This is a genomic window from Anaeromyxobacter oryzae (genome assembly GCF_023169945.1).
Taxonomy (GTDB): Bacteria; Myxococcota; Myxococcia; order Myxococcales; family Anaeromyxobacteraceae; genus Anaeromyxobacter; species Anaeromyxobacter oryzae.
On record NZ_AP025591.1, the window covers coordinates 988,425 to 1,011,535 of the forward strand.

The 23,111-nt window shown below is 69.1% G+C and carries 23 protein-coding genes; 15 read left to right on the top strand and 8 right to left on the bottom strand.

Features of this window, described 5'->3' with window-relative positions; genetic code table 11:
* Window positions 1–27: 27 nt before the first annotated feature.
* From nuoD to AMOR_RS04260, 4 genes are read right to left on the bottom strand one after another with little or no spacing between them, the layout of a single operon-like run.
* The gene (gene nuoD, locus AMOR_RS04245) at window positions 28–1,332 is read right to left on the bottom strand and encodes an NADH dehydrogenase (quinone) subunit D (RefSeq protein WP_248358739.1); all 1,305 of its coding nucleotides are present in this window, start codon (window positions 1,330–1,332) and stop codon (window positions 28–30) included.
* Window positions 1,333–1,363: 31 nt separating this feature from the next.
* The gene (locus tag AMOR_RS04250; protein ID WP_248358742.1) at window positions 1,364–1,888 is read right to left on the bottom strand and encodes an NADH-quinone oxidoreductase subunit C; all 525 of its coding nucleotides are present in this window, start codon (window positions 1,886–1,888) and stop codon (window positions 1,364–1,366) included.
* Between the two features lie 11 nt (window positions 1,889–1,899).
* Entirely contained in the window at window positions 1,900–2,454 is a 555-nt protein-coding gene (locus AMOR_RS04255) for an NADH-quinone oxidoreductase subunit B (protein WP_248358745.1), read from the bottom strand.
* Between the two features lie 18 nt (window positions 2,455–2,472).
* A complete protein-coding gene (locus AMOR_RS04260; RefSeq protein WP_248358750.1) occupies window positions 2,473–2,862 on the bottom strand; it encodes an NADH-quinone oxidoreductase subunit A in 390 nt (129 codons plus the stop codon).
* Between the two features lie 159 nt (window positions 2,863–3,021).
* Here AMOR_RS04260 and AMOR_RS04265 point away from each other — a divergent pair, with 159 nt between their 5' ends.
* The 11 genes from AMOR_RS04265 (at window position 3,022) to AMOR_RS04315 (ending at window position 14,903) form a co-directional block, all read left to right on the top strand.
* Window positions 3,022–3,462 (top strand): NADH-quinone oxidoreductase subunit A, encoded by a 441-nt coding sequence (locus AMOR_RS04265; RefSeq protein WP_248358753.1) that lies wholly within the window; start codon window positions 3,022–3,024, stop codon window positions 3,460–3,462.
* Window positions 3,463–3,524: 62 nt separating this feature from the next.
* Window positions 3,525–4,052: an NADH-quinone oxidoreductase subunit NuoB gene (gene nuoB / locus AMOR_RS04270; RefSeq protein WP_248358756.1), complete on the top strand. Its 528-nt coding sequence runs from the start codon at window positions 3,525–3,527 to the stop codon at window positions 4,050–4,052.
* 105 nt (window positions 4,053–4,157) lie between these two features.
* Entirely contained in the window at window positions 4,158–4,739 is a 582-nt protein-coding gene (locus AMOR_RS04275) for an NADH-quinone oxidoreductase subunit C (protein ID WP_248358759.1), read from the top strand.
* A 14-nt stretch (window positions 4,740–4,753) separates the two neighbouring features.
* Entirely contained in the window at window positions 4,754–5,896 is a 1,143-nt protein-coding gene (locus tag AMOR_RS04280; protein ID WP_248358761.1) for an NADH-quinone oxidoreductase subunit D, read from the top strand.
* The gene (locus tag AMOR_RS04285) at window positions 5,896–7,263 is read left to right on the top strand and encodes a complex I subunit 1/NuoH family protein (protein ID WP_248358763.1); all 1,368 of its coding nucleotides are present in this window, start codon (window positions 5,896–5,898) and stop codon (window positions 7,261–7,263) included. The genes AMOR_RS04280 and AMOR_RS04285 overlap by 1 nt, the downstream gene beginning before the upstream one ends.
* Before the next feature lie 18 nt (window positions 7,264–7,281).
* Window positions 7,282–8,109: a NuoI/complex I 23 kDa subunit family protein gene (locus tag AMOR_RS04290; RefSeq protein WP_248358765.1), complete on the top strand. Its 828-nt coding sequence runs from the start codon at window positions 7,282–7,284 to the stop codon at window positions 8,107–8,109.
* Window positions 8,110–8,119: 10 nt separating this feature from the next.
* Complete coding sequence (locus tag AMOR_RS04295) at window positions 8,120–8,761, top strand: NADH-quinone oxidoreductase subunit J family protein (protein WP_248358767.1); 642 nt, start codon at window positions 8,120–8,122, stop codon at window positions 8,759–8,761.
* An 8-nt stretch (window positions 8,762–8,769) separates the two neighbouring features.
* Window positions 8,770–9,099 (top strand): NADH-quinone oxidoreductase subunit NuoK, encoded by a 330-nt coding sequence (nuoK, locus tag AMOR_RS04300; RefSeq protein ID WP_248358769.1) that lies wholly within the window; start codon window positions 8,770–8,772, stop codon window positions 9,097–9,099.
* A 4-nt stretch (window positions 9,100–9,103) separates the two neighbouring features.
* Window positions 9,104–11,650 carry a proton-conducting transporter transmembrane domain-containing protein gene (locus tag AMOR_RS04305; RefSeq protein WP_248358771.1) on the top strand — a complete coding sequence of 849 codons (2,547 nt, stop codon included), beginning with the start codon at window positions 9,104–9,106 and terminating at the stop codon, window positions 11,648–11,650.
* Between the two features lie 18 nt (window positions 11,651–11,668).
* A complete protein-coding gene (locus AMOR_RS04310; RefSeq protein ID WP_248358773.1) occupies window positions 11,669–13,327 on the top strand; it encodes a complex I subunit 4 family protein in 1,659 nt (552 codons plus the stop codon).
* A gap of 13 nt (window positions 13,328–13,340) precedes the next feature.
* On the top strand, window positions 13,341–14,903 hold the full coding sequence (locus tag AMOR_RS04315; protein WP_248358775.1) for an NADH-quinone oxidoreductase subunit N: 1,563 nt from the start codon (window positions 13,341–13,343) through the stop codon (window positions 14,901–14,903).
* Between the two features lie 226 nt (window positions 14,904–15,129).
* Here AMOR_RS04315 and AMOR_RS04320 read toward each other — a convergent pair whose 3' ends face one another.
* Window positions 15,130–15,978 carry a PHP domain-containing protein gene (locus AMOR_RS04320; protein WP_248362463.1) on the bottom strand — a complete coding sequence of 283 codons (849 nt, stop codon included), beginning with the start codon at window positions 15,976–15,978 and terminating at the stop codon, window positions 15,130–15,132.
* Between the two features lie 95 nt (window positions 15,979–16,073).
* Here AMOR_RS04320 and AMOR_RS04325 point away from each other — a divergent pair, with 95 nt between their 5' ends.
* The 4 genes from AMOR_RS04325 to clpX all read left to right on the top strand — a co-directional run bounded on the left by AMOR_RS04325 (window position 16,074) and on the right by clpX (window position 20,018).
* The gene (locus AMOR_RS04325; RefSeq protein ID WP_248358778.1) at window positions 16,074–16,556 is read left to right on the top strand and encodes an RrF2 family transcriptional regulator; all 483 of its coding nucleotides are present in this window, start codon (window positions 16,074–16,076) and stop codon (window positions 16,554–16,556) included.
* 131 nt (window positions 16,557–16,687) lie between these two features.
* A complete protein-coding gene (locus AMOR_RS04330; protein ID WP_248358782.1) occupies window positions 16,688–17,860 on the top strand; it encodes a homospermidine biosynthesis protein in 1,173 nt (390 codons plus the stop codon).
* A gap of 15 nt (window positions 17,861–17,875) precedes the next feature.
* Window positions 17,876–18,901, top strand: a complete 1,026-nt coding sequence (locus AMOR_RS04335) for an agmatinase family protein (RefSeq protein ID WP_248358785.1) — start codon at window positions 17,876–17,878, stop codon at window positions 18,899–18,901.
* Window positions 18,902–18,923: 22 nt separating this feature from the next.
* Window positions 18,924–20,018 carry an ATP-dependent Clp protease ATP-binding subunit ClpX gene (clpX, locus tag AMOR_RS04340; RefSeq protein WP_248358788.1) on the top strand — a complete coding sequence of 365 codons (1,095 nt, stop codon included), beginning with the start codon at window positions 18,924–18,926 and terminating at the stop codon, window positions 20,016–20,018.
* A 5-nt stretch (window positions 20,019–20,023) separates the two neighbouring features.
* Here the strand turns inward: clpX and AMOR_RS04345 are convergent, their stop codons facing one another.
* The 3 genes from AMOR_RS04345 to dnaK are packed head-to-tail and all read right to left on the bottom strand — an operon-like array spanning window position 20,024 to window position 22,962.
* On the bottom strand, window positions 20,024–20,746 hold the full coding sequence (locus AMOR_RS04345) for a CvpA family protein (RefSeq protein WP_248358791.1): 723 nt from the start codon (window positions 20,744–20,746) through the stop codon (window positions 20,024–20,026).
* Window positions 20,747–20,751: 5 nt separating this feature from the next.
* Window positions 20,752–21,315: a J domain-containing protein gene (locus AMOR_RS04350; RefSeq protein WP_248358794.1), complete on the bottom strand. Its 564-nt coding sequence runs from the start codon at window positions 21,313–21,315 to the stop codon at window positions 20,752–20,754.
* A gap of 36 nt (window positions 21,316–21,351) precedes the next feature.
* Complete coding sequence (gene dnaK / locus AMOR_RS04355) at window positions 21,352–22,962, bottom strand: molecular chaperone DnaK (protein ID WP_248358796.1); 1,611 nt, start codon at window positions 22,960–22,962, stop codon at window positions 21,352–21,354.
* Between the last annotated feature and the right edge of the window lie 149 nt (window positions 22,963–23,111).

A 23,111-nucleotide genomic window follows, 5' to 3' on the forward strand; every position in this document is an offset into this window, starting at 1 on the left:
CTCCGTTCTCGCGAGTTCCGGGCGAGGCTACTGCTCGACCTCGCCGCCGATCATGTTGATGGAGTCGTAGGTCGGGATGAGGTCGGAGAGCAGCGCGCCCTTCATCATGTACGGGAGCGCCGCGACCATGGGCCAGCCCGGCGCGCGGAGGCCGAGCTTGTAGGGCCGGCCGCCGCCGTCGGACACGATGTAGAACCCGAGCTCGCCGTTGGCCGCCTCGGTGTACGAGTACACCTCGCCGGCGGGGACCTTGATCCCCTCCATGATGAGCTTGAAGTGGGCCATCACGCCCTCGATGGTCCCGTACACGAGCGGCTTCGGCGGCAGCGCGTACCGGAAGTCCGGGACGATGATCTCGCCCGGCTCCATCTGCTCGAAGCACTGGCGGATGATCTTGTTGGACTGGCGCATCTCCTCGATGCGCATCAGGTAGCGATCGAAGTTGTCGCCGTTCGAGCCGACCGGGATGTCGAACTCCATCCGGTCGTAGACGAGGTAGGGCGCCGCCTTCCGGATGTCGTACGGCTCGCCGCAGGCGCGGAGGCACGGGCCCGTGAAGCCGAGCTCGCAGGCGAGCTCGCGGGAGATCTTGCCGGTGTTCCGGGTGCGGTCGATGAAGATCCGGTTCCGCGCGAGGAGCGCGTCGATCTCGTCGACGAGCGTCATCGTGCGATCGAGCGACTGCGTCATCTTCTCGACCCAGCCCTCGGGCAGGTCGCGCGCGACGCCGCCGATGCGGGCGTAGTTCGAGGTGAGCCGCGCGCCGCACAGCTCCGCGAGCCGGTCGTAGATGAGGTCTCGCGCCTCGACGGCGTAGAGGAACACCGTCATCGCGCCGAGCTCCATCCCCATGGCGCCGACGAGGGTGAGGTGATCGCAGATGCGGTGGACCTCGCTCGAGAGGACGCGGAGGTACTTCGCGCGCTCGGGGATGTCGAGCCTGCAGAGCTTCTCGACGCCGAGGGCGAAGCCCACGTTGTTCATGATCGACGAGACGTAGTTCAGGCGGTCCGTGTACGGGAACACCTGCGTCCAGGTCACGTTCTCGCAGCTCTTCTCGAAGCCGCGGTGCAGGTAACCGATGTCGATCTTCATCCCCTCGATGTTCTCGCCGTTCAGATCGACGACGAGCCGGGTCACGCCGTGCGTGGCCGGGTGAGAGGGGCCCATGTTGAGCGTCATCCGCTTCCTGGGAAGCGGCGCGTCCAGCTCGTTCTCGAGCGGGCCGGCGAGCGTCGCGCCGCCGAGCTGCGGCGGCGGCTGGCCCGCGCCGGCGCTGCCCGGCGTCGCCAGCGGATCGATGCCTCCCACTCCCTTCGCTTCGGTCGACATGGGACCTCGTCTTCGAACGAGTTCGGCCGCGCTAGTCGCGCGTCGCGGGCCCCGGCCCGCGGTAGATGTCCTTCACCTCGCGCTCCGGCACGAGCGGCTGGCGGCCGCGGAGCGGGTAGTCCTTGCGCAGCGGGTGCCCGACGAACTCGTCGTACATGAACAGCCGCCGCAGGTCGGGATGGCCGGTGAACCGGATCCCGTACATGTCGAAGCAGTACCGCTCGAACCAGTCGGCGCCGCGCCAGACGGACATGACCGACGGCACCACGCAGTCGTTCTCCGGCACCCGCACGCGAAGCCGGACGCGGCTGTTCGTCGAGGTGGAGAGCAGGTTGTAGACGACCTCGAAGCGCGGCTCCTCGCCGAGGTAGTCCACCGCGGTGATGTACGGCGCCATGTTGAAGCCGAAGCGCGGATCTTCCTTGAGCGCCCGGCAGACGTCGACGATCCGGTCCTTCTTGACGAAGGCGCAATCGTCGCCACCGACGCCCTCGTAGGCGTCGGTCACGGCGTCGGGGAAGCGCTCGACGAGCGCGTCGATGACGGCCTTGGACATTGAGTGCCTCTCTACCGCTCGCCGCCGTACTCGGGCCCGAACGTGGGCAGGGGCTTGCGGTCGATGAGCTTGTGCGACTGATCCTGGATCTTCTTCTGCAGCAGGATGATCCCGTCGAGCACCTGCTCCGGGCGCGGCGGGCAGCCGGGGATGTACACGTCCACCGGCACGATGCGGTCGATGCCCTGCACCGTCGCGTAGTTGTCGTAGAAGCCGCCGGAGCTCGCGCAGACGCCGAACGCGATCACCCACTTCGGATCCGCCATCTGCTCGTAGATGCGCCGGAGGATCGGCGCCTGCTTGCAGTTGACCGTCCCCACGACCATCAGCAGGTCGGCCTGCCGGGGAGAGAAGCGGGGGAGCGCCGCGCCGAAGCGATCCAGGTCGTACCGCGCGCTCGCGACGGTCATGTACTCCATGCCGCAGCAGGCGGTGACGAACGGATACTGGAACAGCGAGTACTTGCGCGCCCAGCCGAGGCCCTTGGAGATGAGGCTCCGCAGGCCGGTCTCCGCGTCTTCACGGCGCGTGGTGATCGCTGGGACGACGTCGATCTCGGAAGACATTCTCGCGGTCGCTCCTCTCTAGTCCTGCCAGTCGAGCACGCCCTTCTTCCACACGTAGACGAGCCCCGCGACGAGGGTGAAGACGAAGATCCCCATCGACAGGAAGCCCGGCCAGCCGAGGCCGGCGTAGCCGGTCTTCTCGTCGGGAAGAAGCAGCACCGCCCACGGGTACAGGAAGATGGCTTCGATATCGAAGACGATGAAGAGCAGCGCGACGACGTAGAACTTCACGCCGAACCGCTCGTGCGCAGACCCGACCGGCTCGGAACCACACTCGAACGGGGTCTGCTTCACGAGGCTCGGACGCCGGGGGCCGAGCACGTTCGAGAGGCCCAGCATCAGCATCGCCAGGCCGACTGCCACGAGCAGCACTACACCGATGGGTAAGTAGATCTGCAGGGGTGTCATAAGGTGGGGGAGGGTCGGGTGGAGGCCCTTAAGTGCCTGCCCAATCAGGGTTTGTCAACGGGTTTCCACCCCTTGACACCACGACTCCCTTCTGTAGACTGCGCGCGCCTGTTTCCCCAGTTTTGCCGACAAGATAGGTCCACTTAAGGGTCCTTCGACATGGGCTTCGATTTCGGTCTCGTCCTCGTCTTCGTCCTCGTCGCGGTGGGGTTCGCTTTCGGTGGAGTCACGCTCTCTCGAGTGCTGGGTCCCCGGGCACCCAATCCCGAGAAGGCGTCGATCTACGAGTGCGGCGAGCGGCCCATCGGAGTCGCCTGGTTCAACTTCAATCCCCGCTTCTACCTGGTCGCCCTCGTCTTCGTGATCTTCGAGGTCGACATCGCCCTCACCTTCCCGGTGGTCGCCGTGTACCGGCGCTGGGTGGAGGCGTCGCCCCGCCTGGCGTGGGTGGCGTTCCTCGAGCTCCTCCTCTTCACCGCCATCCTGGTCGTCGGCCTCGCGTGGGCCTGGGCGCACGGCGACCTCGAGTGGGTGAAGGAGCTGACGGGCGAGAACGCCGGCGAGCGGCGCGAGGAGCCGGCGCCCCGGCGCGCGGCGTAGACCATCGACGGACGACGGTTCGGGTTCGAACAAACGAGCAGCAACCAGGAGGTCAGAGCGCGATGTCCGCAGCCAAGATGGACCAGGGGATCGGAGGGGACGTCACCCTCTTCCACACGAGCCAGCTCGACAAGCTCATCAACATGGCTCGCGAGAACTCCCTCTGGTACCTGCTGTTCGGCCTCGCCTGCTGCGGGATCGAGCTCATGCAGACCGGCGGCGTGCGCGCCGACGTGATGCGCTTCGGCGCGATCCCCCGCGCCTCCCCGCGCCAGGCCGACTTCATGATCGTGGCGGGAACGCTCACGTACAAGATGGCAGAGCGCGCGAAGCTGCTCTACGACCAGATGCCCGAGCCGAAGTACGTGGTGTCGATGGGCTCCTGCTCGAACTGCGGCGGCCTCTTCCAGCTCGGTTACTCCGTGTGCAAGGGCGTCGACAAGATGGTCCCGGTCGACGTGTACATCCCCGGCTGCCCGCCGCGGCCGGAGGCGCTGACGGAAGGGATCATCCGTCTCCAGGAGCTCGTGCGGAACGAGCCGTACCTGGCCCAGAGGCGCCGTCCGCCGGAGGCGAAGGGCGTCGCTTAAGCAGCGCAAGGAACGGAACGCTTCACCGCAGGTGTTCTGGGACGGGGCGGGCCGGGGTCGCTCTACAGGGGCTCCCGCCCGCCTCGTGCAACGTCTGAGGAACGAATGACGACCAATGAGATCCATGAGCGGCTGAAGGCGCGCTTCGGAGAGGACGTCGGTCCCCTCTCGGAGCCGAAGGTCGATCCCTTCTGCGTCGTGAAGGCCGAGCGCATCGTCGACGTCTGCCGCTTCCTCCAGGCGGAGCCCGGGCTCGAGCTCGACTTCCTCGAGGACCTCACCGCCGTCGACTGGCCCAAGAAGAACCTCATCGAGATCGTCTACCACCTGGTCTCGATCACCCACCGCCACACCTTCACGATGAAGGTCGAGACGGACCGCGCCGCCCCGACGGTGCGCACGGTCTCGTCCGTATGGAAGGGGGCGAACTGGTTCGAGCGCGAGGTCTACGACCTCTTCGGCGTCGACTTCCCCGGCCACCCGGACCTCCGCCGGATCATGCTGCCGGACGACTGGACCGGCCACCCGCTCCGCAAGGACTACCAGGAGGCGGGCGGCTACCACGGCATCTCGAACATGCGCGAGAACCCGCTCGTCGAGCTGAAGCGGCTCGACGACGCGAAGAAGGCGGAGGTCGCCGCCAAGGCGGCGCCGCCGGCGGAGCCCGAGGCTTCCGCGAAGGCCTGAGGGGAAACGACGACATGGAAAAGCTCATCCTCCGCCGCGTCGATCGCCAGAACGAGGAGATGGTCCTCAACTTCGGGCCGCAGCACCCCTCGACCCACGGCGTCATCAACTTCATCGTCGAGACCGACGGCGAGGTGATGAAGAAGGCGATCCCGGACGTCGGGTACCTGCACCGCTCCATCGAGAAGATCGGCGAGATCGTCGGCTATCCGGGCTTCATGCCCTACACCGACCGGATCGACTACGTCGCCGCGATGTTCGCGAACGAGGGCTACGCGATCGCGCTCGAGAAGCTCCTCAAGATCGAGGTGCCGCCCCGCGCGCAGTGGCTCCGCGCCATCAGCTGCGAGCTCGTGCGCATCGCGAGCCACCTCGTCGGCGTCGGCACGATGACGATGGACATCGGCGCCTTCACGCCGATGATGCACGGCCTCCGCGAGCGCGAGGAGATCAACGACCTCATCGAGGCGCTCTGCGGCGCGCGCCTCACCTACAACTATCACCGCGTCGGCGGCGTCGCGTTCGACCTGCCCGAGGGGTGGCGCGACAAGGCCCTCCGGTTCCTCGACGGGTTCGACCGGTTCCTCCCCGAGTTCGACCGCCTGATCTCGTTCAACGAGATCTACAAGCGGCGCCTCGCGAACGTCGCCGTCATCACCCGCGAGCAGGCGATCAACTACGGCCTCTCGGGTCCGAACCTCCGCGGCTCCGGCGTGAAGTGGGACGTCCGCCGCGACATGCCGTACGGGGCGTATCCGCACTTCCAGTTCGACGTGCCGGTCGGCAAGGGCTGGGCCGGGACGGTGGGCGACTGCTTCGACCGGTACTACGTGCGGTGCCTCGAGATGGCGGAGTCCTCGAAGATCGTCCGCCAGGCGCTCGAGACCCTCCCCGAGGGCGACTACGTGGCGCCGAAGGTCCCGCGCATCATGAAGCCCGAGGCGGGCGAGGTGCTCTCCCGCGTCGAGTCCGCCCGCGGCGAGATGGCCTACTACGTCGTGTCGGACGGGACGAACAAGGCGTACCGCATCCGCGCCCGCACCGGCTCGTTCACCGCGATGTCCATCATCGAGGACATCTCAGGCGGCCTGATGGTCGCCGATCTCGTCGCGCTCATCTCGTCGCTGGACGTCGTCGCTCCGGAGATCGATCGCTAATGGCCACCGTCACTCTCCCGAAGGGAAACCCCCGGGCCAAGCTCCTGATCACCCTCGGGGTGATGCTCTCGCTGCCCGTGGTGCTGTTCGCCGCCCTGCTCGTGCTCACGGTGATCACGAAGCCCGAGCCCGTGCAGGCCTTCGTCCGGAACGTGCTCGGTCACGATCCGGCGACCTGGCCGTACACCGGGGTGGTCTACGGCGTGGGCGCCGCGATCCTCGCCTTCATGATCCTGAACTTCGGCGCGATCATCGCGTCGCTCACGATCTGGTGGGAGATGCGGGTCAGCTCCCGCATGCAGAGCCGCGTCGGCTACAACCGCGTCGGCGCCGGCGGCATGCTGCAGTGGCTCGCGGACGCGGTGAAGCTCCTCCTCAAGGAGGACCTCATCCCCGCCGAGGCGGACGGGCTCCTCTTCCGCGCCGCGCCCTACTTCGTCTTCACCGGGTTCGCGCTCATCTTCGTCGCCCTGCCCTTCGGCGAGAGCGTCATCGCGAGCGACCTCAACGTCGGGATCTTCTACATCACGGCGGTGACCGCGCTCATCGTGGTCGGCATCCTCCTCGCCGGCTGGTCCTCGAACTCCAAGTGGGCGCTCTTCGGCGGCATGCGCTCCGCCGCCCAGGTGATCTCGTACGAGATCCCGGCGGGCATCGCGGTGATGGTGCCCATCCTCATGGCCGGCACGCTCTCCATGCAGGGGATCATCCGGGCGCAGGGCGCCTGGCCGTGGCAGTGGTTCGTGTTCACGAACCCCGCCGCGTTCGTCGCCTTCCTCATCTTCTTCATCTCCCAGCTCGCGGAGTCGAACCGCCCGCCGTTCGACCTCCCGGAGGCCGAGTCCGAGCTCGTGGCCGGCTACCTCGCCGAGTACTCGGCGTTCCGCTACGCGATCTACTTCCTGGTCGAGTTCGGCAACGTCTGGATCATGAGCGCCGTCGCCGTGACGCTCTTCTTCGGCGGCTGGCAGGTGCCGGGCGTGAGCCTCGACGCCTACGCCGCCGCGCGCGGCGCGGGCGTGCTGCCCGCGGCCGGGTGGTGGGGGCTGCAGGTCGCCTCGATGGCGGTGTTCGTCGTGAAGACGCTCGTCATGATGAACGTGGTCATCTGGATCCGGTGGACCTTCCCGCGCATCCGCATCGACCAGATGATGAGCCTCTGCTGGAAGTACCTCGTCCCCGGCGCCTTCGTGACGCTCGTCGCGACGCTCCTCTGGCAGATCCTCGTCACCAGCGTGCCGGCCGCCGCCACCGCGAGCGGCGTGGCCATGAGCGTCCTCGCGCTCCTCGCCATCGTCCAGATGATCCGCCTCACGAGGCAGAACGTCGCGACCGGCGGCGATCGCGTCGACCTCTCCAACTGGTAACCGGGACAGGACAACAACATGGCCCAGTCCGTCAGCGAGTACACCGGCGCCATCAAGGACACGGTCAAGTCCTTCTGGCACGGCATGTCGATCACCCTCTCGCACCTGCTCCGCCGGCCGACCACCGTCCAGTATCCGGACCGGCTGCCGATGCCGATGCGGGACATGCTCCCGCCGCGCTACCGGGGCTTCCTCGAGGTGGACACCTCGATCTGCACCGGGTGCCAGGCCTGCGAGCGCGCGTGCCCGATCGGCTGCATCCAGATCACGCTCGAGAAGGACCCCGCGAACCCGAAGCAGCGCGCGGTCGCCCAGTTCGACATCGACGAGGCCAAGTGCATGTTCTGCGGCCTCTGCGTCGAGCCCTGCCCGACCGGCTCGATCCAGCACACGCGCGAGTTCGAGGGCTCCCAGGCGGACATCCGGAACCTCGTGTTCCGCTGGGCGGACCCGATGAACCCCTTCCCCGTGTACAAGGTCGACAAGACCGCGGAGTACTACCCCCGCGCTCCGCTCGGCTCGCTCGTCCGCGTGAAGATGGAGGAGCACGCCTGGAACGCGAAGGGGCCGAAGTTCCTCCCGCCCGAGCCGCCGAAGCCGGCCGCGGCGAAGCCCGCCGCGAAGGCCGCGCCGGCCGCCGCCGCGAAGCCCGCCGCCGCTCCCGCGGCCGAAGCTCCCGCCGCTCCGGCGGCGGCCCCGGCCCCGAAGCCCGCTGCTGCCGCCGCCGCTCCGGCCGCCAAGCCGACCTCCGGGAACGGCGCCGCCGGCCACGAGACGCCCGCCGCCGCCCCCGCCGCGGCCCCGGCGCCCGTCGCCGAGAAGACCCCAACCTCCGAGCAGAAGTGAGGAGCGCACGATGAAGGCAACCGGAAGCAAGCTCTTCGCCTGGACCCTCGCGGCGGTCGCGGTCGTCGCGTTCGTGGTCTACATGGCGACGCAGGTCATCGGGCCCGCCGCGCGCCACGCGCCCGCGCCCGCGGCCGGTGCGCTCGGCCTGGCCGACGTCCTCTTCTACGTGCTCGCCGGCGTCACGGTGGTGGGCGCCGCGGGCGTCGCGCTCTCGCGCAACATCCTCTACAGCGCCATCGGGCTGCTGATGGCGCTCCTCGGCGCCGGCGCCCTGTACGTCTTCCTCTCCGCCGACTTCGTGGCGGTGACCCAGCTGCTCGTCTACATCGGCGGCGTCCTCGTCCTGATCCTGTTCGCGGTCATGCTGACGAACCGGATCACCGAGGTGAACGTCTCGAACTCGAGCTTCGGCCTGTTCGGCGGGTTCCTGCTCTTCGTGGCGGTCGCGCCGGTCCTCCTCGCCGTCTCGGTCATCACGCCGTGGAAGGTGGTCTCGCCGGCCGCGCTCGCGCCCACGACCCAGCTCATCGGCGACGGGTTCCTCACCCGGTGGCTCCTGCCGTTCGAGGTCGCGTCGCTCGTCCTCCTCGCGACGCTGATCGGGGCCATCGTCATCGCCCGCAAGGAGATCAAGGCCGACGAGGCCTAGGAGCCACCATGCAGATCTCCCTCACGCACTTCCTCGTCGTCGGCGCGCTGCTCTTCACGTTCGGCCTCGTCACCGTCGCCACCCGGCGGAACGCGGTCGGCGTCCTGATGGGCGTCGAGCTCATCCTGAACGGCGCCAACGTGAACTTCGTCGCCTTCAACCGGTTCGTCGCGAGCGCGGGCACGCATCCGCTCGACGCGGTGTCCGGCCAGGTCTTCTCGCTGTTCGTGATCGTCCTGGCGGCGGCGGAGGCGGCGGTCGGCCTCGCCATCGTCCTCACCATCTTCCAGACCTTCAAGTCCATCGACGTCCGCTTCGCGGACCTGATGCGGGAGTAAGTCGATGCACGAGTCCGCACACGAGCTCGGCCGGATCGCCGTCACGCACGTCGGCTATCTCTGGCTCATCCCGCTGTTCCCGCTGATCGGCGCGACCATCAACGCGCTCGTCGGCTGGAAGCTCCAGCAGCTGTTCGGCAAGAAGATCGTCCACCGCATCGCGGTCACCGCGATGCTCGCGGCCTTCGCGGTGGCGGTCCGGGCGTTCCTCCAGCTCCTCCAGCTCCCCGGCGAGGAGCGGTTCCTCCAGGACACGCTCTGGAACCTCCTCACGGCCGGGCGGCTCACGGTGGACCTCGGGTTCGCCCTCGATCCGCTCTCGATGATGATGGTGCTCGTCATCACCGGCATCGGCTCGCTCATCCACGTCTTCTCCATCGGCTACATGGCCGACGAGCCGAGCTACTGGCGGTTCTTCAGCTACCTGAACCTGTTCGTCTTCGCGATGCTGCTCCTCGTCATGGGGGACAACTTCGCGGTGATGTTCTTCGGGTGGGAGGGCGTCGGCCTCGCCTCGTACCTCCTCATCGCCTTCTGGTACACGGACCCGGAGAAGGCGAAGGCCGGCATGAAGGCCTTCGTGGCGAACCGCTTCGGCGACTTCGGCTTCCTCGCCGGCCTCCTCCTCCTGTTCTGGGGCCTCGGCGGCGCGTGGCACGGCCGCCAGGAGGCCTCGCCGAACGCGATCTACGAGCCGGGCGTCGAGCTGCACGGCCACGTGGTCGACGTCGGCGCGTCCGGCAGCGCCGCGACGCCCGAGCAGTCGGCGGCGCTCGCGCCCGAGGTCGACGGCGTGAAGGTCGGCCCGACGATGAACTTCCGCGAGCTCCGCGACCAGGTGGCGATCAAGGCCACCGGCGTCGAGGAGCACCTCCTCGGCTCGAAGATCTGGGGCGTCCCGCTGCTGATGATCATCGGGATGCTGCTGTTCGTCGGCGCGATGGGCAAGAGCGCCCAGCTCCCCCTCTACGTCTGGCTCCCGGACGCGATGGCGGGCCCGACACCGGTCTCCGCCCTCATCCACGCGGCGACGATGGTCACCGCCGGCGTGTACATGGTGGCGCGGCTCAACTTCCTCTTCGCGCTCGACCCGAGCGCGATGGGCTGGGTCGCCCTCATCGGTGCGCTGACCGCGATCTTCGCCGCGACGATCGGCTTCTTCCAGTACGACATCAAGAAGGTCCTCGCGTACTCGACCGTCTCGCAGCTCGGGTTCATGTTCATCGGCGTCGGCGTCGGCACCTACTGGGCCGGCGCGTACCACCTCCTGACCCACGCCTTCTTCAAGGCGTGCCTCTTCCTCGGGTCGGGCTCGGTGATCCTCGGCTGCCACCACGAGCAGGACATGCGGAAGATGGGCGGGCTCAAGAAGTACATGCCCATCACGCGGTGGACGTACCTCTACGCGTGCATCGCCATCGCCGGCTTCCCGATCGCGAACGGCTTCTACTCGAAGGACGAGATCCTCTGGAAGGCGTTCACGCAGCACGGCCTGGCGCTCTTCGGCCATCCGATGCCGCTGCTCGGCCCCGCCATCTACGTCATCGGCATCATCGCGGCGACCGGGACCAGCTTCTACATGTTCCGCAGCTACTACATGACCTTCACCGGCGAGTACCGCGGCGGCGAGGGTCACCACGACGAGCACAACGAGGATCCGCACTCCGCGGCGGCGACCGCGATGTCCTCGCTGTCCGTGAAGGTCCACGCCTCCGACGGCGCCGACCACCTCGACCACGGCACCCACGGCCACGGCTCGCCGCACGCGGCGCACGCAGTCCACGCCCCGGCGCACGGGCATGACGACCACGGCCATGCCCACGGGGCACACGGCGCGGCCGCGGCGGCCCACGCTCACGACGATCACGACGACGCGCACGCGGGCGGCCACGGCGGCCACCACGGCGGCACGCCGCACGAGTCGCCCTGGACGATGACCCTCGTCCTCTCGCTCCTCGCCCTCGGCTCCTTCGCCACGCTGTTCCTCGGCATCCCGATGGCCTGGACCGGCAAGGCGCCGATCCTCGAGCACTGGCTCGAGCCCGCCCTCACCGCCGAGGTCGCGTTCGCCACGCCCGCCCACCACTGGATGGAGTACGCGTTCCAGGGCATCGGCGTCCTCGCCGGCACCGTCGGCTGGTTCTTCGCGATGCTGCTCTACAAGGACGGGAAGAGCACCGTCCCGGCGGCGCTCAAGGAGCGCTTCAACGGCGTGTGGACCGTCGTCTACAACAAGTACTACGTGGACGAGCTGTACGCGGCCACCGTGCTCCGGGGCTCGGTCGCCTTCGCCCGCCTCTGCTCCTGGTTCGACTCCGAGGTGCTCGACCGCCTGGTGCTCCTCACCGGCGCGATCACGAAGGCCTTCGCCAACCTCGACGGCGCCATCGACAAGTACCTCGTGGACGGCGCGGTCAACGCCGTCGCGAACGCGACGATGGGCCTCGGCCGGTCCATCCGGATGGTCCAGACCGGCCGCATCCAGACCTACCTCTACGGCGCGCTCGGCGGCGCGCTCGTCGTGGTCCTGCTCAACTTCCTCATCAAGTAGCACCTGGAGAGAGACGCAATGTTCAACCCCAACACCGTCCTCAGCTGGGCCACCTTCCTGCCGCTCATCGGCTCGGCGGCCATCTCCGTGCTGCTCGCGGTGAAGTTCTTCGCGGGCCTGTCGAAGAAGACGACCGACGACGCGGCGCGCTGGATCGCGCTCCTCACGAGCGGCCTCTCGCTCGTGGCCGCCATCGCCGCGTGGCGGATGTACGACCCCACCACGAAGGGCGTGCAGCTCGTCCAGCACTTCACGTGGATCAAGGCCTTCAACATCGAGTACTTCGTCGGCGTCGACGGCCTGTCGATCTCGATGGTGCTCCTGTCGGGCCTCATCTCCTTCGTCGCGACCATCGCCTCGATGCCGTGGTGGTCCTCCGCGAAGTCCGCCGAGATGGCGGGGATGAACGACGACGGGCACGACGACCCGCACCACCCGAAGCACTTCTCGGTGCGGATGGTCCCCGGCTACATGGTCATGCTGCTCCTGCTGCAGACCGGCATGATGGGGACCTTCGTCTCCCTCGACATGTTCCTCTTCTACGTGTTCTGGGAGGTCATGCTCCTGCCGATGTACTTCCTCATCGGCATCTGGGGCGGCCCGCGCAAGGAGTACGCGGCGATCAAGTTCTTCCTCTACACGCTCGCCGGCTCCGTGCTGATGCTCCTCGCGATCATCGGCATCTACTACAACAGCGCGCCGGCGCTCCTCGCCGACGGCACGCTCTCGAGCGGCCACACCTTCAACCTCGTCGAGCTCGCGAAGCAGGGCGCCGCCGGCCAGTTCCACAACGTCGCCTTCCTCGGCTACGACTTCGCGAAGGTCGCGTTCGTGGGCCTCTTCATCGGGTTCGCCATCAAGATCCCGATGTTCCCGTTCCACACCTGGTTGCCCGACGCGCACGTCGAGGCGCCCACGCCGATCTCCGTCATCCTGGCCGGCGTCCTCCTGAAGATGGGCCCGTACGGCATCCTCCGGTTCAACTTCGGGATCTTCCCGGACGCGACCGCCTGGGCCGCGAACGCCATCGCGATCTTCGGCGTCATCAACATCGTCTACGCCGCGTTCGTCTGCCTCGCGCAGAAGGACCTGAAGAAGCTCATCGCGTACTCCTCCGTCTCGCACATGGGCTTCTCGCTGCTCGGCATGGCGGCGATGACGCCGGCCGGCATCTCCGGCGCGGTGCTGAACCTCTTCACCCACGGCATCATCAGCCCGATGCTGTTCCTCATCGTGGGCGTGATCTACGACCGCGCCCACCACCGTGAGATCGAGAAGTTCGGCGGCCTCGCCTCCCAGCTCCCCGAGTACACCGCGATCATGGGCCTCGCGTTCTTCGCCTCGCTCGGCCTCCCCGGCCTCGCGGGCTTCGTCTCCGAGTTCATGGTCTTCTCGGGGTCGTTCCCGCGGTTCACGGTCTACACGATCATCTCCGCCTCGAGCGTCATCATCACCGCCGCGTACTACCTGTGGGCGATCCACCGGATGTTCCTCGGCAAGGCCAACCCGGCGTACAAGGGCTACCCCGACCTGAACTGGCGCGAGCGCATCTCGCTGTACCCGCTCGCCGCCATCGCGATCGTCCTCGGGTTCTACCCGCAGGCGATCCTCAGCGTGATCAACGGGACCCTGCACGACCTCATCAAGCCCGCCCTGGCGCTGCTCGCCCAGGGCTAGTCGAGAGGCCAGGATGAACACCGTCCAGCAGCTCCAGCCGCTCGTCGATCAGAACCTCTGGTCGGCGACCTGGTTCCGCCCGGAGGCGATGCTCACCGCCGGGGCGATGATCCTCTTCGTCATCGACCTCTTCTGGCGGAAGAACCCGCGCCGCGTGGCGTACCTCACCGTGGGCGCGCTCGCGGTGCTCGCCGCGACGGCCGGGTTCCTCGCCGCCCAGCCTCCCGACGCGCAGTCGCTCTTCAACGGCATGCTCGCGAACGACGCGTTCGCGAGCTTCTTCAAGTGGCTCTTCCTCGGGGCCGCGGCCCTCGTCGTGATCATCACCGCGCCGGGGAAGGACTTCCCCTCCCCGCGCATCGGCGAGTTCTACGCGCTGCTCGTCGCCATCGTGCTCGGCATGTTCATGATGGCGAGCGCCACCGACCTGCTGATGATGTACCTGTCGATCGAGCTCGTCTCGATGGTCAGCTACGTCCTCGCCGGGTTCAAGAAGGGCGACCGGAAGGCCGCCGAGGGCTCGCTGAAGTACGTCATCTACGGCGGCGTCGCGTCGGGCGTCATGCTCTTCGGCATGAGCTACCTGTACGGCCTCACCGGGACGACGAACCTCTTCAGGATCGCGACCCAGATCCAGCACATCAGCTACTCCGGCACCGCCGAGGTGGTGGCGAGCAAGATCGCCCTCGTGGTGAGCGCGACGTTCGTCGCGGCGGGCCTCGGCTACAAGATCGCCGCGGTCCCGTTCCACATGTGGTGCCCGGACGTGTACGAGGGCGCCCCGACGCCGTTCACCGCGTTCCTGTCCGTCGGCCCGAAGGCCGCCGGCTTCGCGCTCGCGCTCCGGTTCTTCCTCTCCGCGTTCTCGACCCCGGCGGGCGCGAACGGGCTCGCGCTCCCCATCGGCAACATCCCGTGGCCGGCGGTCATCGGCGTGGTCGCGGCGATCACGATGACGCTCGGCAACCTCACCGCGCTCGTCCAGACGAACCTGAAGCGGCTCCTCGCGTACTCGTCCATCGCGCACGCGGGCTACACGCTGATGGGCCTCGCGGCGGTGTCGAACAGCGGCACGCAGAGCGTGATGATCTACATGGCCATCTACCTGGTCATGAACCTCGGCGCGTTCCTCGTCGTGATCCTCGTCGCCGACGGCACCGGGTCCGAGTCGATCCTCGACTACAAGGGCCTCGCGAAGCGGCACCCGTTCGCGGCGGTCACGTTCGCGATCTTCCTCTTCTCGCTCACGGGGCTCCCGCCGTTCGCCGGCTTCATCGGCAAGTGGTACCTGTTCGTCGCGGTCTGGGAGCGGACGAGCGGGCCGGACGGCGTGTGGTACGGGTGGCTGCTCCTCATCGGCGCCCTGAACACCGCGGTCTCGCTCTACTACTACGTGCGCGTGATCCGGGCGATGTTCATCGACGCACCGTACGCGCCGGACGCGAAGACGTTCCGCTCGCCGCTGTCCTGGCAGGTGGTCCTCGGCGGGTGCGCCGCCGCGGTGCTCTTCTTCGGCGTCCGGCCGCAGCTGATCATCGACTGGACGACCGCTTCGCTGCAGCTGTTCCGCGGCTAGCGACTCGCCTCGTCCCCGACGTTCGCGGCCCGGTCGGATCCTTCCGGCCGGGCCGCTGTGTTTTCCGGCGACGGCCGCGAGGAGACGCGGAGTCCGCTGGAGCTCCTCCGAAGACTCCGCGGGAACTCCTCCCCACACTCCGCTGGAGCTCCTCCCTGGAGATCCTCCCCTCTCGCCCACCGGGGGAGAGGGCCAGGGTGAGGGGGCCGTCAACCGCGGCGACCGCTCACGGCCTGCGCCGCTCGAGCCGTTCCAGCTCCTCGTGTGCCATCGACACGTCGCCGAGGTGGCGGTCCGGCGCGACCGCCTCGCCGTGGTAGTCGGAGCCCGCCGTCGGCACGAGGTCGAGCGCCTCGGCGATCCGGAGGTACTTCTCCCGGACCGACGGGTTGTGGTCGGCGTGGTGGACCTCGAGGCCGTCCACCCCCGCGGCGCGGAGCCGCTCGAGGTCGTACCGCTCCAGCTTCGAGACGCCCGGGTGCGCGACGGTCGCGGTGCCCCCCGCCGAACGGACGAGGCGCACTGCGTCTTCCGCCTCGAGCCGGTAGCGCGGGACGTACGCGGGACGCCCCTCCCCCAGGAACTGGTCGAAGGCGTCCTTCACCGTCGCGACGATTCCGGTCTCGACGATGGCGCGCGCGACGTGGGGCCGGCCGATGGTCTTGCCGCCGCTCCACTTCTCGATGTCCGCGGGCGCGATCCGGATGCCGAGCCCGGCGAGCTTCTCCACGATCTGCTGCATCCGGACACGGCGCCGCACCGCGAGGAAGTCCTCGAACCGCCGCAGCGCGTCGTGAACCGGGTCCACGAAGTGGCCGAGCAGGTGGATCTCGCGGCGATCCAGGAAGGCGGACAGCTCGATCCCCGGCACGAACCGCACGCCGAGGCGCGCCGCCGCCGCCCCGCCGGCCTCGAGGCCCGCGATCGTGTCGTGGTCGCACAATGCCCACACGCCCACGCCGGCCGCGGCCGCCCGCTCGGCGACCTCGGCGGCGGGATACTGACCGTCCGACGCCCTGCTGTGCGAGTGGAGATCGATTTTCCCGTCGATCGGCCCAGGTCCCATCACGGCCATGCCCATGAAATGCTCACCTCGGACGTGCTAGAATAAGTGGACTCGTCAAGGTCGCGCGCCCGGTTCGAGGGGCTGTGGCACGAGAGGAAGGCTCGATGCAGCACGTACTCCGGATCTCCCGCAAGATCGACTACGGCCTGCGGGCCATGATTTACCTCGCCTCCATCCCGCAGGACTCGGTGGTCCCCTTCCGGGAGATCGCCCGGCAGATGGACGTGCCGGAGGACTTCCTCGCGAAGATCCTGAAGACGCTCGTGGACATGGGGCTGGTGAAGTCCACCCGCGGCCCTCACGGTGGCTACGCCCTCGCGAAGACGCCCGTCGAGATCAGCTTCCTCGACGTGATCGAGGCGGTGGAGGGTCCGGTCGCGCTGAACGTGTGCCTCGACGGCGAGGACGCCTGCGGCCACTCCACGTCGTGCACCATGGTCTCCGTCTGGCGGCAGGGTCAGGAGCGGATGCTCGACGTGTACCGTCAGGCGAAGCTCTCCGAGCTCGCGTTCAAGCCGGCCGACGACGGCCAGATCGGGCTCGTGCAGCTGCAGCTCCAGGCGACGGCCCGCCCGCCGTCCATCTAGGCGTCCCGCGCCCTCGTCCGCGCGCATCGCGGAGCCCCCGACGCCGCCTCCGGGCGGCGTTCGCGCGCCCGGGCTCTCGCACGCGCGCGCCTTGACGGTCCGCCCGGCGGCGACTAACGTCCGCGCCCGCCATGGCCCAGTCCCCCAAGGTTCTCCGCAAGAAGTACCTCTCCCGCCCGCCCGTCGAGCCGATGCGGCTCCGGCCCGGGATGACCGTCGAGGAGCTCGTCGACGTCTACCGCCGCGCCGGCGCGTTCAACGGCGGCCGCCTGGCGGAGGGCTGCGACCTCTTCGGCCGCATGATCGACTCCGGCGCCACGATCGCCCTCACCGTCACCGGCGCCATGGCGCCCGCAGGCATGGGCGGCGCGATCCAGGCGATGATCGAGGCGGGCTTCGTCGACCTGGTCGTCTCGACGGGCGCGAACCTGTACCACGACCTCCACTTCGCCCTGAAGCTCCCGGTCGTCCAGGGTCATTTCCACGTGGACGACAAGGAGCTGTACCGCGCCGGCATCGAGCGCATCTACGACATCTTCATCACCGAGGACTCGCTCCTCGACACGGACGCCTTCGTCCGCGAGGCGCTCGAGAAGGCGCCGGAGGCGCTCCGCGGCCACATCTCCACGCCGCGGCTGCACCACTACCTCGGCCACCTCGTGAACCAGAACGCGCCGCTCCCCGAGAAGAGCTGGGTCGCGACGGCGGCGAAGTACGACGTCCCCGTGTTCACCTCCTCCCCGGGCGACTCGTCGATCGGCATGAACGTCGCCGCGATGAAGCTCCGCGGCGGCCAGACCACGATCGACCCGGACCTCGACGTGCTCGAGTCCACCGCCATCGTCTACGACGCCGACGTGAACGGCGTCGTCATCCTGGGGGGCGGGTCGCCGAAGAACTTCTACCTGCAGACGCAGCCGACGCTCTGGCAGATCCTCGACCTGAACCGCGGCGGCCACGAGTTCGTGCTGCAGATCTCCACGGACTCGCCGCAGTGGGGCGGCCTCTCGGGCGCGACGCCCTCCGAGGCGATCAGCTGGGGCAAGGTCCAGGCGGAGATGCTGAAGAACCACGTGGTCGTCTACTCGGACACGACGATCGCCGCGCCGCTCGTCTTCGCGTACGCCCTCTCGACCCGGAAGAAGCGCAAGCCGAAGCGGCTGTTCAAGCGGCTGCCGGAGATGTACGAGGCGCTCCGGAAGGCCCACATGAAGAGACACCCGGGCTCGGACGCCCTCCCGGAGATGAAGGAGTCCGGCAAGGCGAAGACGGTCGGCCCCGGCCGCGCCCTTCCCCGCCGCTAGCGCCATACTCCAGGCATGGCCTTCGATCCCTCCGCCGCTGCGCAGCCCGGCTCCGGCGTCTTCGGGCTGCCCCACTCCGCCGACGAGGCGGCGGTCGTCCTCGTCCCGGTCCCGTTCGAGGCGACGACGTCCTACGGGGGCGGCGCCGCACGCGGGCCGGAGGCGATCCTCGAGGCGAGCCGGCAGATCGACCTCTTCGACGTGGAGACCGGGCGCCCGTACGAGGCCGGGATCCACATGCTGCCGATCCCGGAGGACATCGCGCTCCTCGACCGCGAGGCCAGCGCCACCGCGGCGGTGGTGATCGAGGCGGGCGGGGTCCTCCCGGGCCGGCCCGAGCTCGCGCAGGCGGCGCGCGACGTCGACCGAGCGTGCGAGCGCGTGAACGCGTGGGTCGAGGAGCAGGTCTCGGCGCTGCTCGCGGGCGGCAAGCAGGTCGGGCTCGTCGGCGGCGACCACTCGACGGCGCTCGGCGCCATCGCGGCCCACGCCCGGCGCTGGCCCGGCCTCGGCGTGCTGCACGTCGACGCCCACGCGGACCTCCGCGTCGCCTTCGAGGGCTTCACGTACAGCCACGCGTCGGTCCTGTACAACGTCGCGGAGCGCCTCCCGGAGGTCTCCCGGATCGTGCAGGTCGGGCTCCGGGACCTCTCCGAGGACGAGCACGCGTACGCCGACGCGTCCCGCGGGCGCATCGTCCAGCACGCGGACGCCGACCTCGCGCGGGCGCGGTTCGAGGGCGAGAGCTGGGCGGCGCGCGTCCGGAAGATCGTCGAGCCCCTCCCTCGCGACGTCTACGTGTCCTTCGACATCGACGGGCTCGACCCGACCCTCTGCCCCCACACCGGCACGCCGGTGCCGGGCGGCCTCTCGTTCCAGGAGGCCGCCTACCTCGTCGCCGCCATCGTCCGGAGCGGGCGGCGGCTGGTCGGCTTCGACCTCGTCGAGGTCGCGCCTGACCCGAACGGCGGAGAATGGGACGGCAACGTCGGCGCGCGGCTCCTCTACAAGCTCATCGGGTGGATGCGGAAGAGCCGCTGAGTTGCCGGGACACCCCGCGGGCATGACCGTTCAGGGTGTGAAGAGCATCCAGCAGCGGCTCGAGGAAGGCGTCCCGGTCCTCACCCCCCGGCAGATCTTCGACCGGCTCTCGCGGTTCGTCGTCGGGCAGGAGCGCGCGAAGCGCGCGCTCTCGGTCGCGGCGTACAACCACCTGAAGCGGGTCGCGATGCGGCGCGGACGGCGGAGCGGGGCCCCGCTCGTCCGCAAGTCGAACGTGCTGCTCATCGGTCCGACGGGCTGCGGCAAGACCCACCTCGCCCGCCACCTCGCCCAGATCCTCGACGTGCCCCTGCACGTGGCGGACGCCACCGAGTTCACCGAGGCCGGCTACTACGGCAAGGACGTGGAGGTGATGATCGCCGAGCTGCTCGTGAAGGCGAACCACTCGGTCGAGGAGGCGCAGCGCGGCATCGTCTTCGTGGACGAGGTGGACAAGATCGCCCGCCGGAGCCTCGGCCCGAAGAACGGCGCCGGCATCCGGGACATCGGCGGCGAGGGGGTCCAGCAGGCGCTCCTGAAGCTGCTCGAGGGCCGCGAGGTGCTCGTCCCGCTGAGCCTCTCCCAGCACTGGGCGCGGCAGGACTCGATCCCGGTGGACACGACCGACATCCTCTTCGTCTGCGCCGGCACGTTCTCCGACGTCTACGCCTACGGCGCGGAGGGACGCAGCGTCGGCTTCGGCGCGCGCGACGCGCGCCGGCGGGCGCGCCCGATCCGCCAGAAGGAGCTCCTCGAGTACGGCATGCTCGCCGAGTTCCTGGGACGGCTACCCGTCACGGTGCAGCTGGACGAGCTCGGTCCGGAGGAGCTGCTCGAGGTCCTCACGGGGCCTCCGGACGCCGTCGTCCGCGAGGTGAAGGAGCTGCTCGCGGCGGACGGGGTCGACGTCTCGTTCTCCGACGGTGGGCTCCGGGAGATCGTCCGGTTCGCGTCGGAGCGGGGCGCCGGCGCGCGCGGGCTCCGCGCCGTCGTGGAGGAGGTCGTCGCGGATCTGCTCTTCGAGGCGCCGGAGCGGCGCGGCACGCGGGTCACGGTGGACGCACCGTACGTGCGGCGCCGCGTCGACCGGATCGATCCCGCTTCGCTCCGCGACTGACGCGCTCAGCGGATGGCGGTCGCCCGATCCCGCGCCGCGGCGCGCGCGCGGATCCGCTCCACGATCCGCGCGACATCGGGATCCTCCAGGGCGCGCTCGAGCTCGCCGGGATCCGCCTCCCGCTCGCCGTCGACGAGCGTCCGGACGCGCGGATCCTCGAGCAGCCGCTGCGCCTCGGGATCCCGGCCGAGCTCACCGGCGCGCTCGGCGTCGCGCGCGGCGCGCAGCGCCCGCTCCAGCGCGCGGGCCGCGCCGGGATCGATCCGGAGCAGCAGGTTGTGATCCCGCGCGAGCGCCGCGAGGTCGCTCGCGGCGAGCTCGCGGCGGAGCCGGGGCGGACCGGGCACCGCCCTGCCCGCGAGGAGCGCGGCCGAGAGCAGCACCCACACCATCAGCGCCGCCTTCGCGCCGCCGAGCAGCGCGCCGGCGCCGCGGTCGGCCGGCCCGCGCACGACGCGTGCGAGGCCGGTCGCGCGGAGCGCGAGCGCCCCGAGCAGCGTCGCGAGGGCGAAGACCCCGAGGAAGAGGACGGCCGAGGCGCCCGCGCGCGCGAGGAACGCCGGCACCGAGCGGGCGAAGCCGGCGGCCACCGGGGGCCCGAGGTGGCGCGCCGCGAGCCACCCGAGGACGGCGGCGCCGAGCTGCACGAGCTGGCGCAGCGCGCCGCTCGTCGCGCCGAGGATCGCCACGGCGGCGAGGAGCGCGAGCGCGAGGAGGTCGAGGAGCACGCGGCCTACTTGATCCGGTAGTCGCCCTTCGGGCGTCGCTTCTCGACCTCGACGGTGACCAACGCGAGCTGCTCCTTGAACTTCGGGTTGGCGGGCTCGTACATGAGCGCGCTCTTCAGGGACCGCTCCGCGGCCTCCCACCGGCCGGCCTGGATCTCGGTGAGCGCCGCCGCGTAGAACTTCCGCCCGTTCGGCGTCTGCCCGAACTGCTCCTCGATCTTCTTCTTCTGCTCCTCCTTCACCTGCGCCTCCTCGGCCTCGGTGAAGCGGAGCTTCCGAGCGCGGTCCGGCCCGGTGATGTCCTGCAGGTACCGGACCCGCTTCCGGTCGTCGCGGAGCACCGTGTACGCCTCGTTCACCCGCCGGTAGACGCGGCCGACGAGCTCCCGGATCTCGGCGCTCGGCACGGCCGCGTAGCGGTCGGGGTGGAACGCGCGCGACTCGCGGTAGTACGCGGCCTTGATGTCGGCGGGCGTGGCGCTCTGCGGGATCTTGAGGACCCCGTAGTAGTCGAGCTGGTCGAGGGCCGCGGCGAGCGCCTCCACCTCGATGAGGAACTGGGCGTCCAAGCTCTGCCTCCCGGAGCGTGCGGTCTTCGCGGCCGCCTACGCGGCCCGCGATCCGCGCGCCAGCTCCATCTCGGCGTTGTCGTCGATCGCCTTCTGGAGGTCACCCTCGGAGAGGCCGGACGACAGGCTGATGGTGGTCGAGGTCTTCTGGCCGGTCTCGAGGTCGGTCGCGGAGACGTTCACGATGCCGTTCGAGTCGATCTCGAAGGTCACCTGGATCTGCACCTCGCCGCGGTAGCCGATACGGAAGCCGGTGAACTCGAACTCGCCGAGCAGCTCGCACCCGTCGGCGCGGTTCGACTCCCCCTGGTAGACGCGGATGCGCACCCGGTCCTGGCCGTCGCGGCTCGTGGTGAACGTCTTCGACTTCTCGATGGGGATGGGCGTGTTCTTCTCGATGATCCGCTCGGTGAAGCCGCCCACCGTGCCGACCCGCAGCGAGAGCGGCGTCACGTCGAGGAGGTAGCTCGCCTGGCCGAGCTCGGCGGCGCTCGTCGAGAGGAGCGCGCTCGCCTGGATCGCGGCGCCGAGCGCGACGACCTCGTCCGGATCGACGCCGGTCATCGGCTCCTTCTGGAAGTAGTGGCGGACGCTGTTCCGGATGATCGGCAGGCGGGTCGGCCCGCCGACGAGGATCACCGCGTCGACGTCCGAGGCGGTGAGCCGCGCGGACTGGAGCGCCTCGTCGCAGACCTTGAACGTCCGCTGCACGAGGTCCATCACCATCCGGTTGAACTGGTCCTGCGTGAGCTTGTGGACGAGGTCGAGCACCTCGCCCTCCGGCGACTGGCAGATCCCCGTGACCAGGATCTCGGCCGCGCCGTCGCGGCCGACCTCGATCTTGGCGCGCTCGCCGGCCTCCTTGAGCATCTGGAGGCAGAACTTGTTCTGGCGGAGATCGAGCCCGTGCTTCGCGAGGAAGTCGTCGGCGAGCCACGCCATGATCCGGTCGTCGAAGTCGTCGCCGCCGAGGTACGTGTCACCGGCGGTGGAGAGCACCTCGAAGACGTCCTTGCCGATCTCGAGGATCGAGACGTCGAACGTGCCGCCGCCGAGGTCGTACACGCAGATCTTCTGGTTGATGTCCTTCCCGAACCCGTAGGCCAGCGCGGCCGCGGTGGGCTCGTTGATGATGCGGAGCACCTCGAGGCCGGCGATCTTCCCGGCGTCCTTCGTGGCCTGCCGCTGGTTGTCGTTGAAGTAGGCGGGGCAGGTGACGACCGCCTTCGTGACCTCGCGGCCGAGCGCCGTCTCGGCGATCGCCTTCATCTCCTTCAGGACCAGCGCCGAGATCTCCGGGATCGCGAAGATCCGGTCCTTCACGCCGATGCGGACCGAGTTGTTCGGCCCCTCGACGATCCGGTACGGCATCACCGCCTGCGCCTTCTTCACCTCGTCGGAGAAGAAGAACCGGCCGATGAGGCGCTTCGCCGAGTAGACGGTGTTCTCGGCGTTCGTGATGATGTTCTTCTTGGCGTCGTTCCCGACCAGGACGGTCCCGTCCTCCAGGAAGGACACCACCGAGGCGTGCGTCCGCTCCCCCCATTCGTTCGGGAGCACGGCAGGGGCGGTCCCCGCCCCCTGAACGGACGCCACGCAGCTGTAGCTCGTACCGAGGTCGATTCCGACGGCGATGTCGTCGCTCATGGGAGGGTGCGATCCCAGCGGTTTCGCCGGGTTAGCGCATCCTAGCGGCGGCGTCGGGACCCTGTCAAACCACCGTTTCGCAGGCCGGACGCCGGCCGGACGCTCGGAGGGGGAAGGATGTCCGCGTCGGAGCGGGCCGTTATTACTGT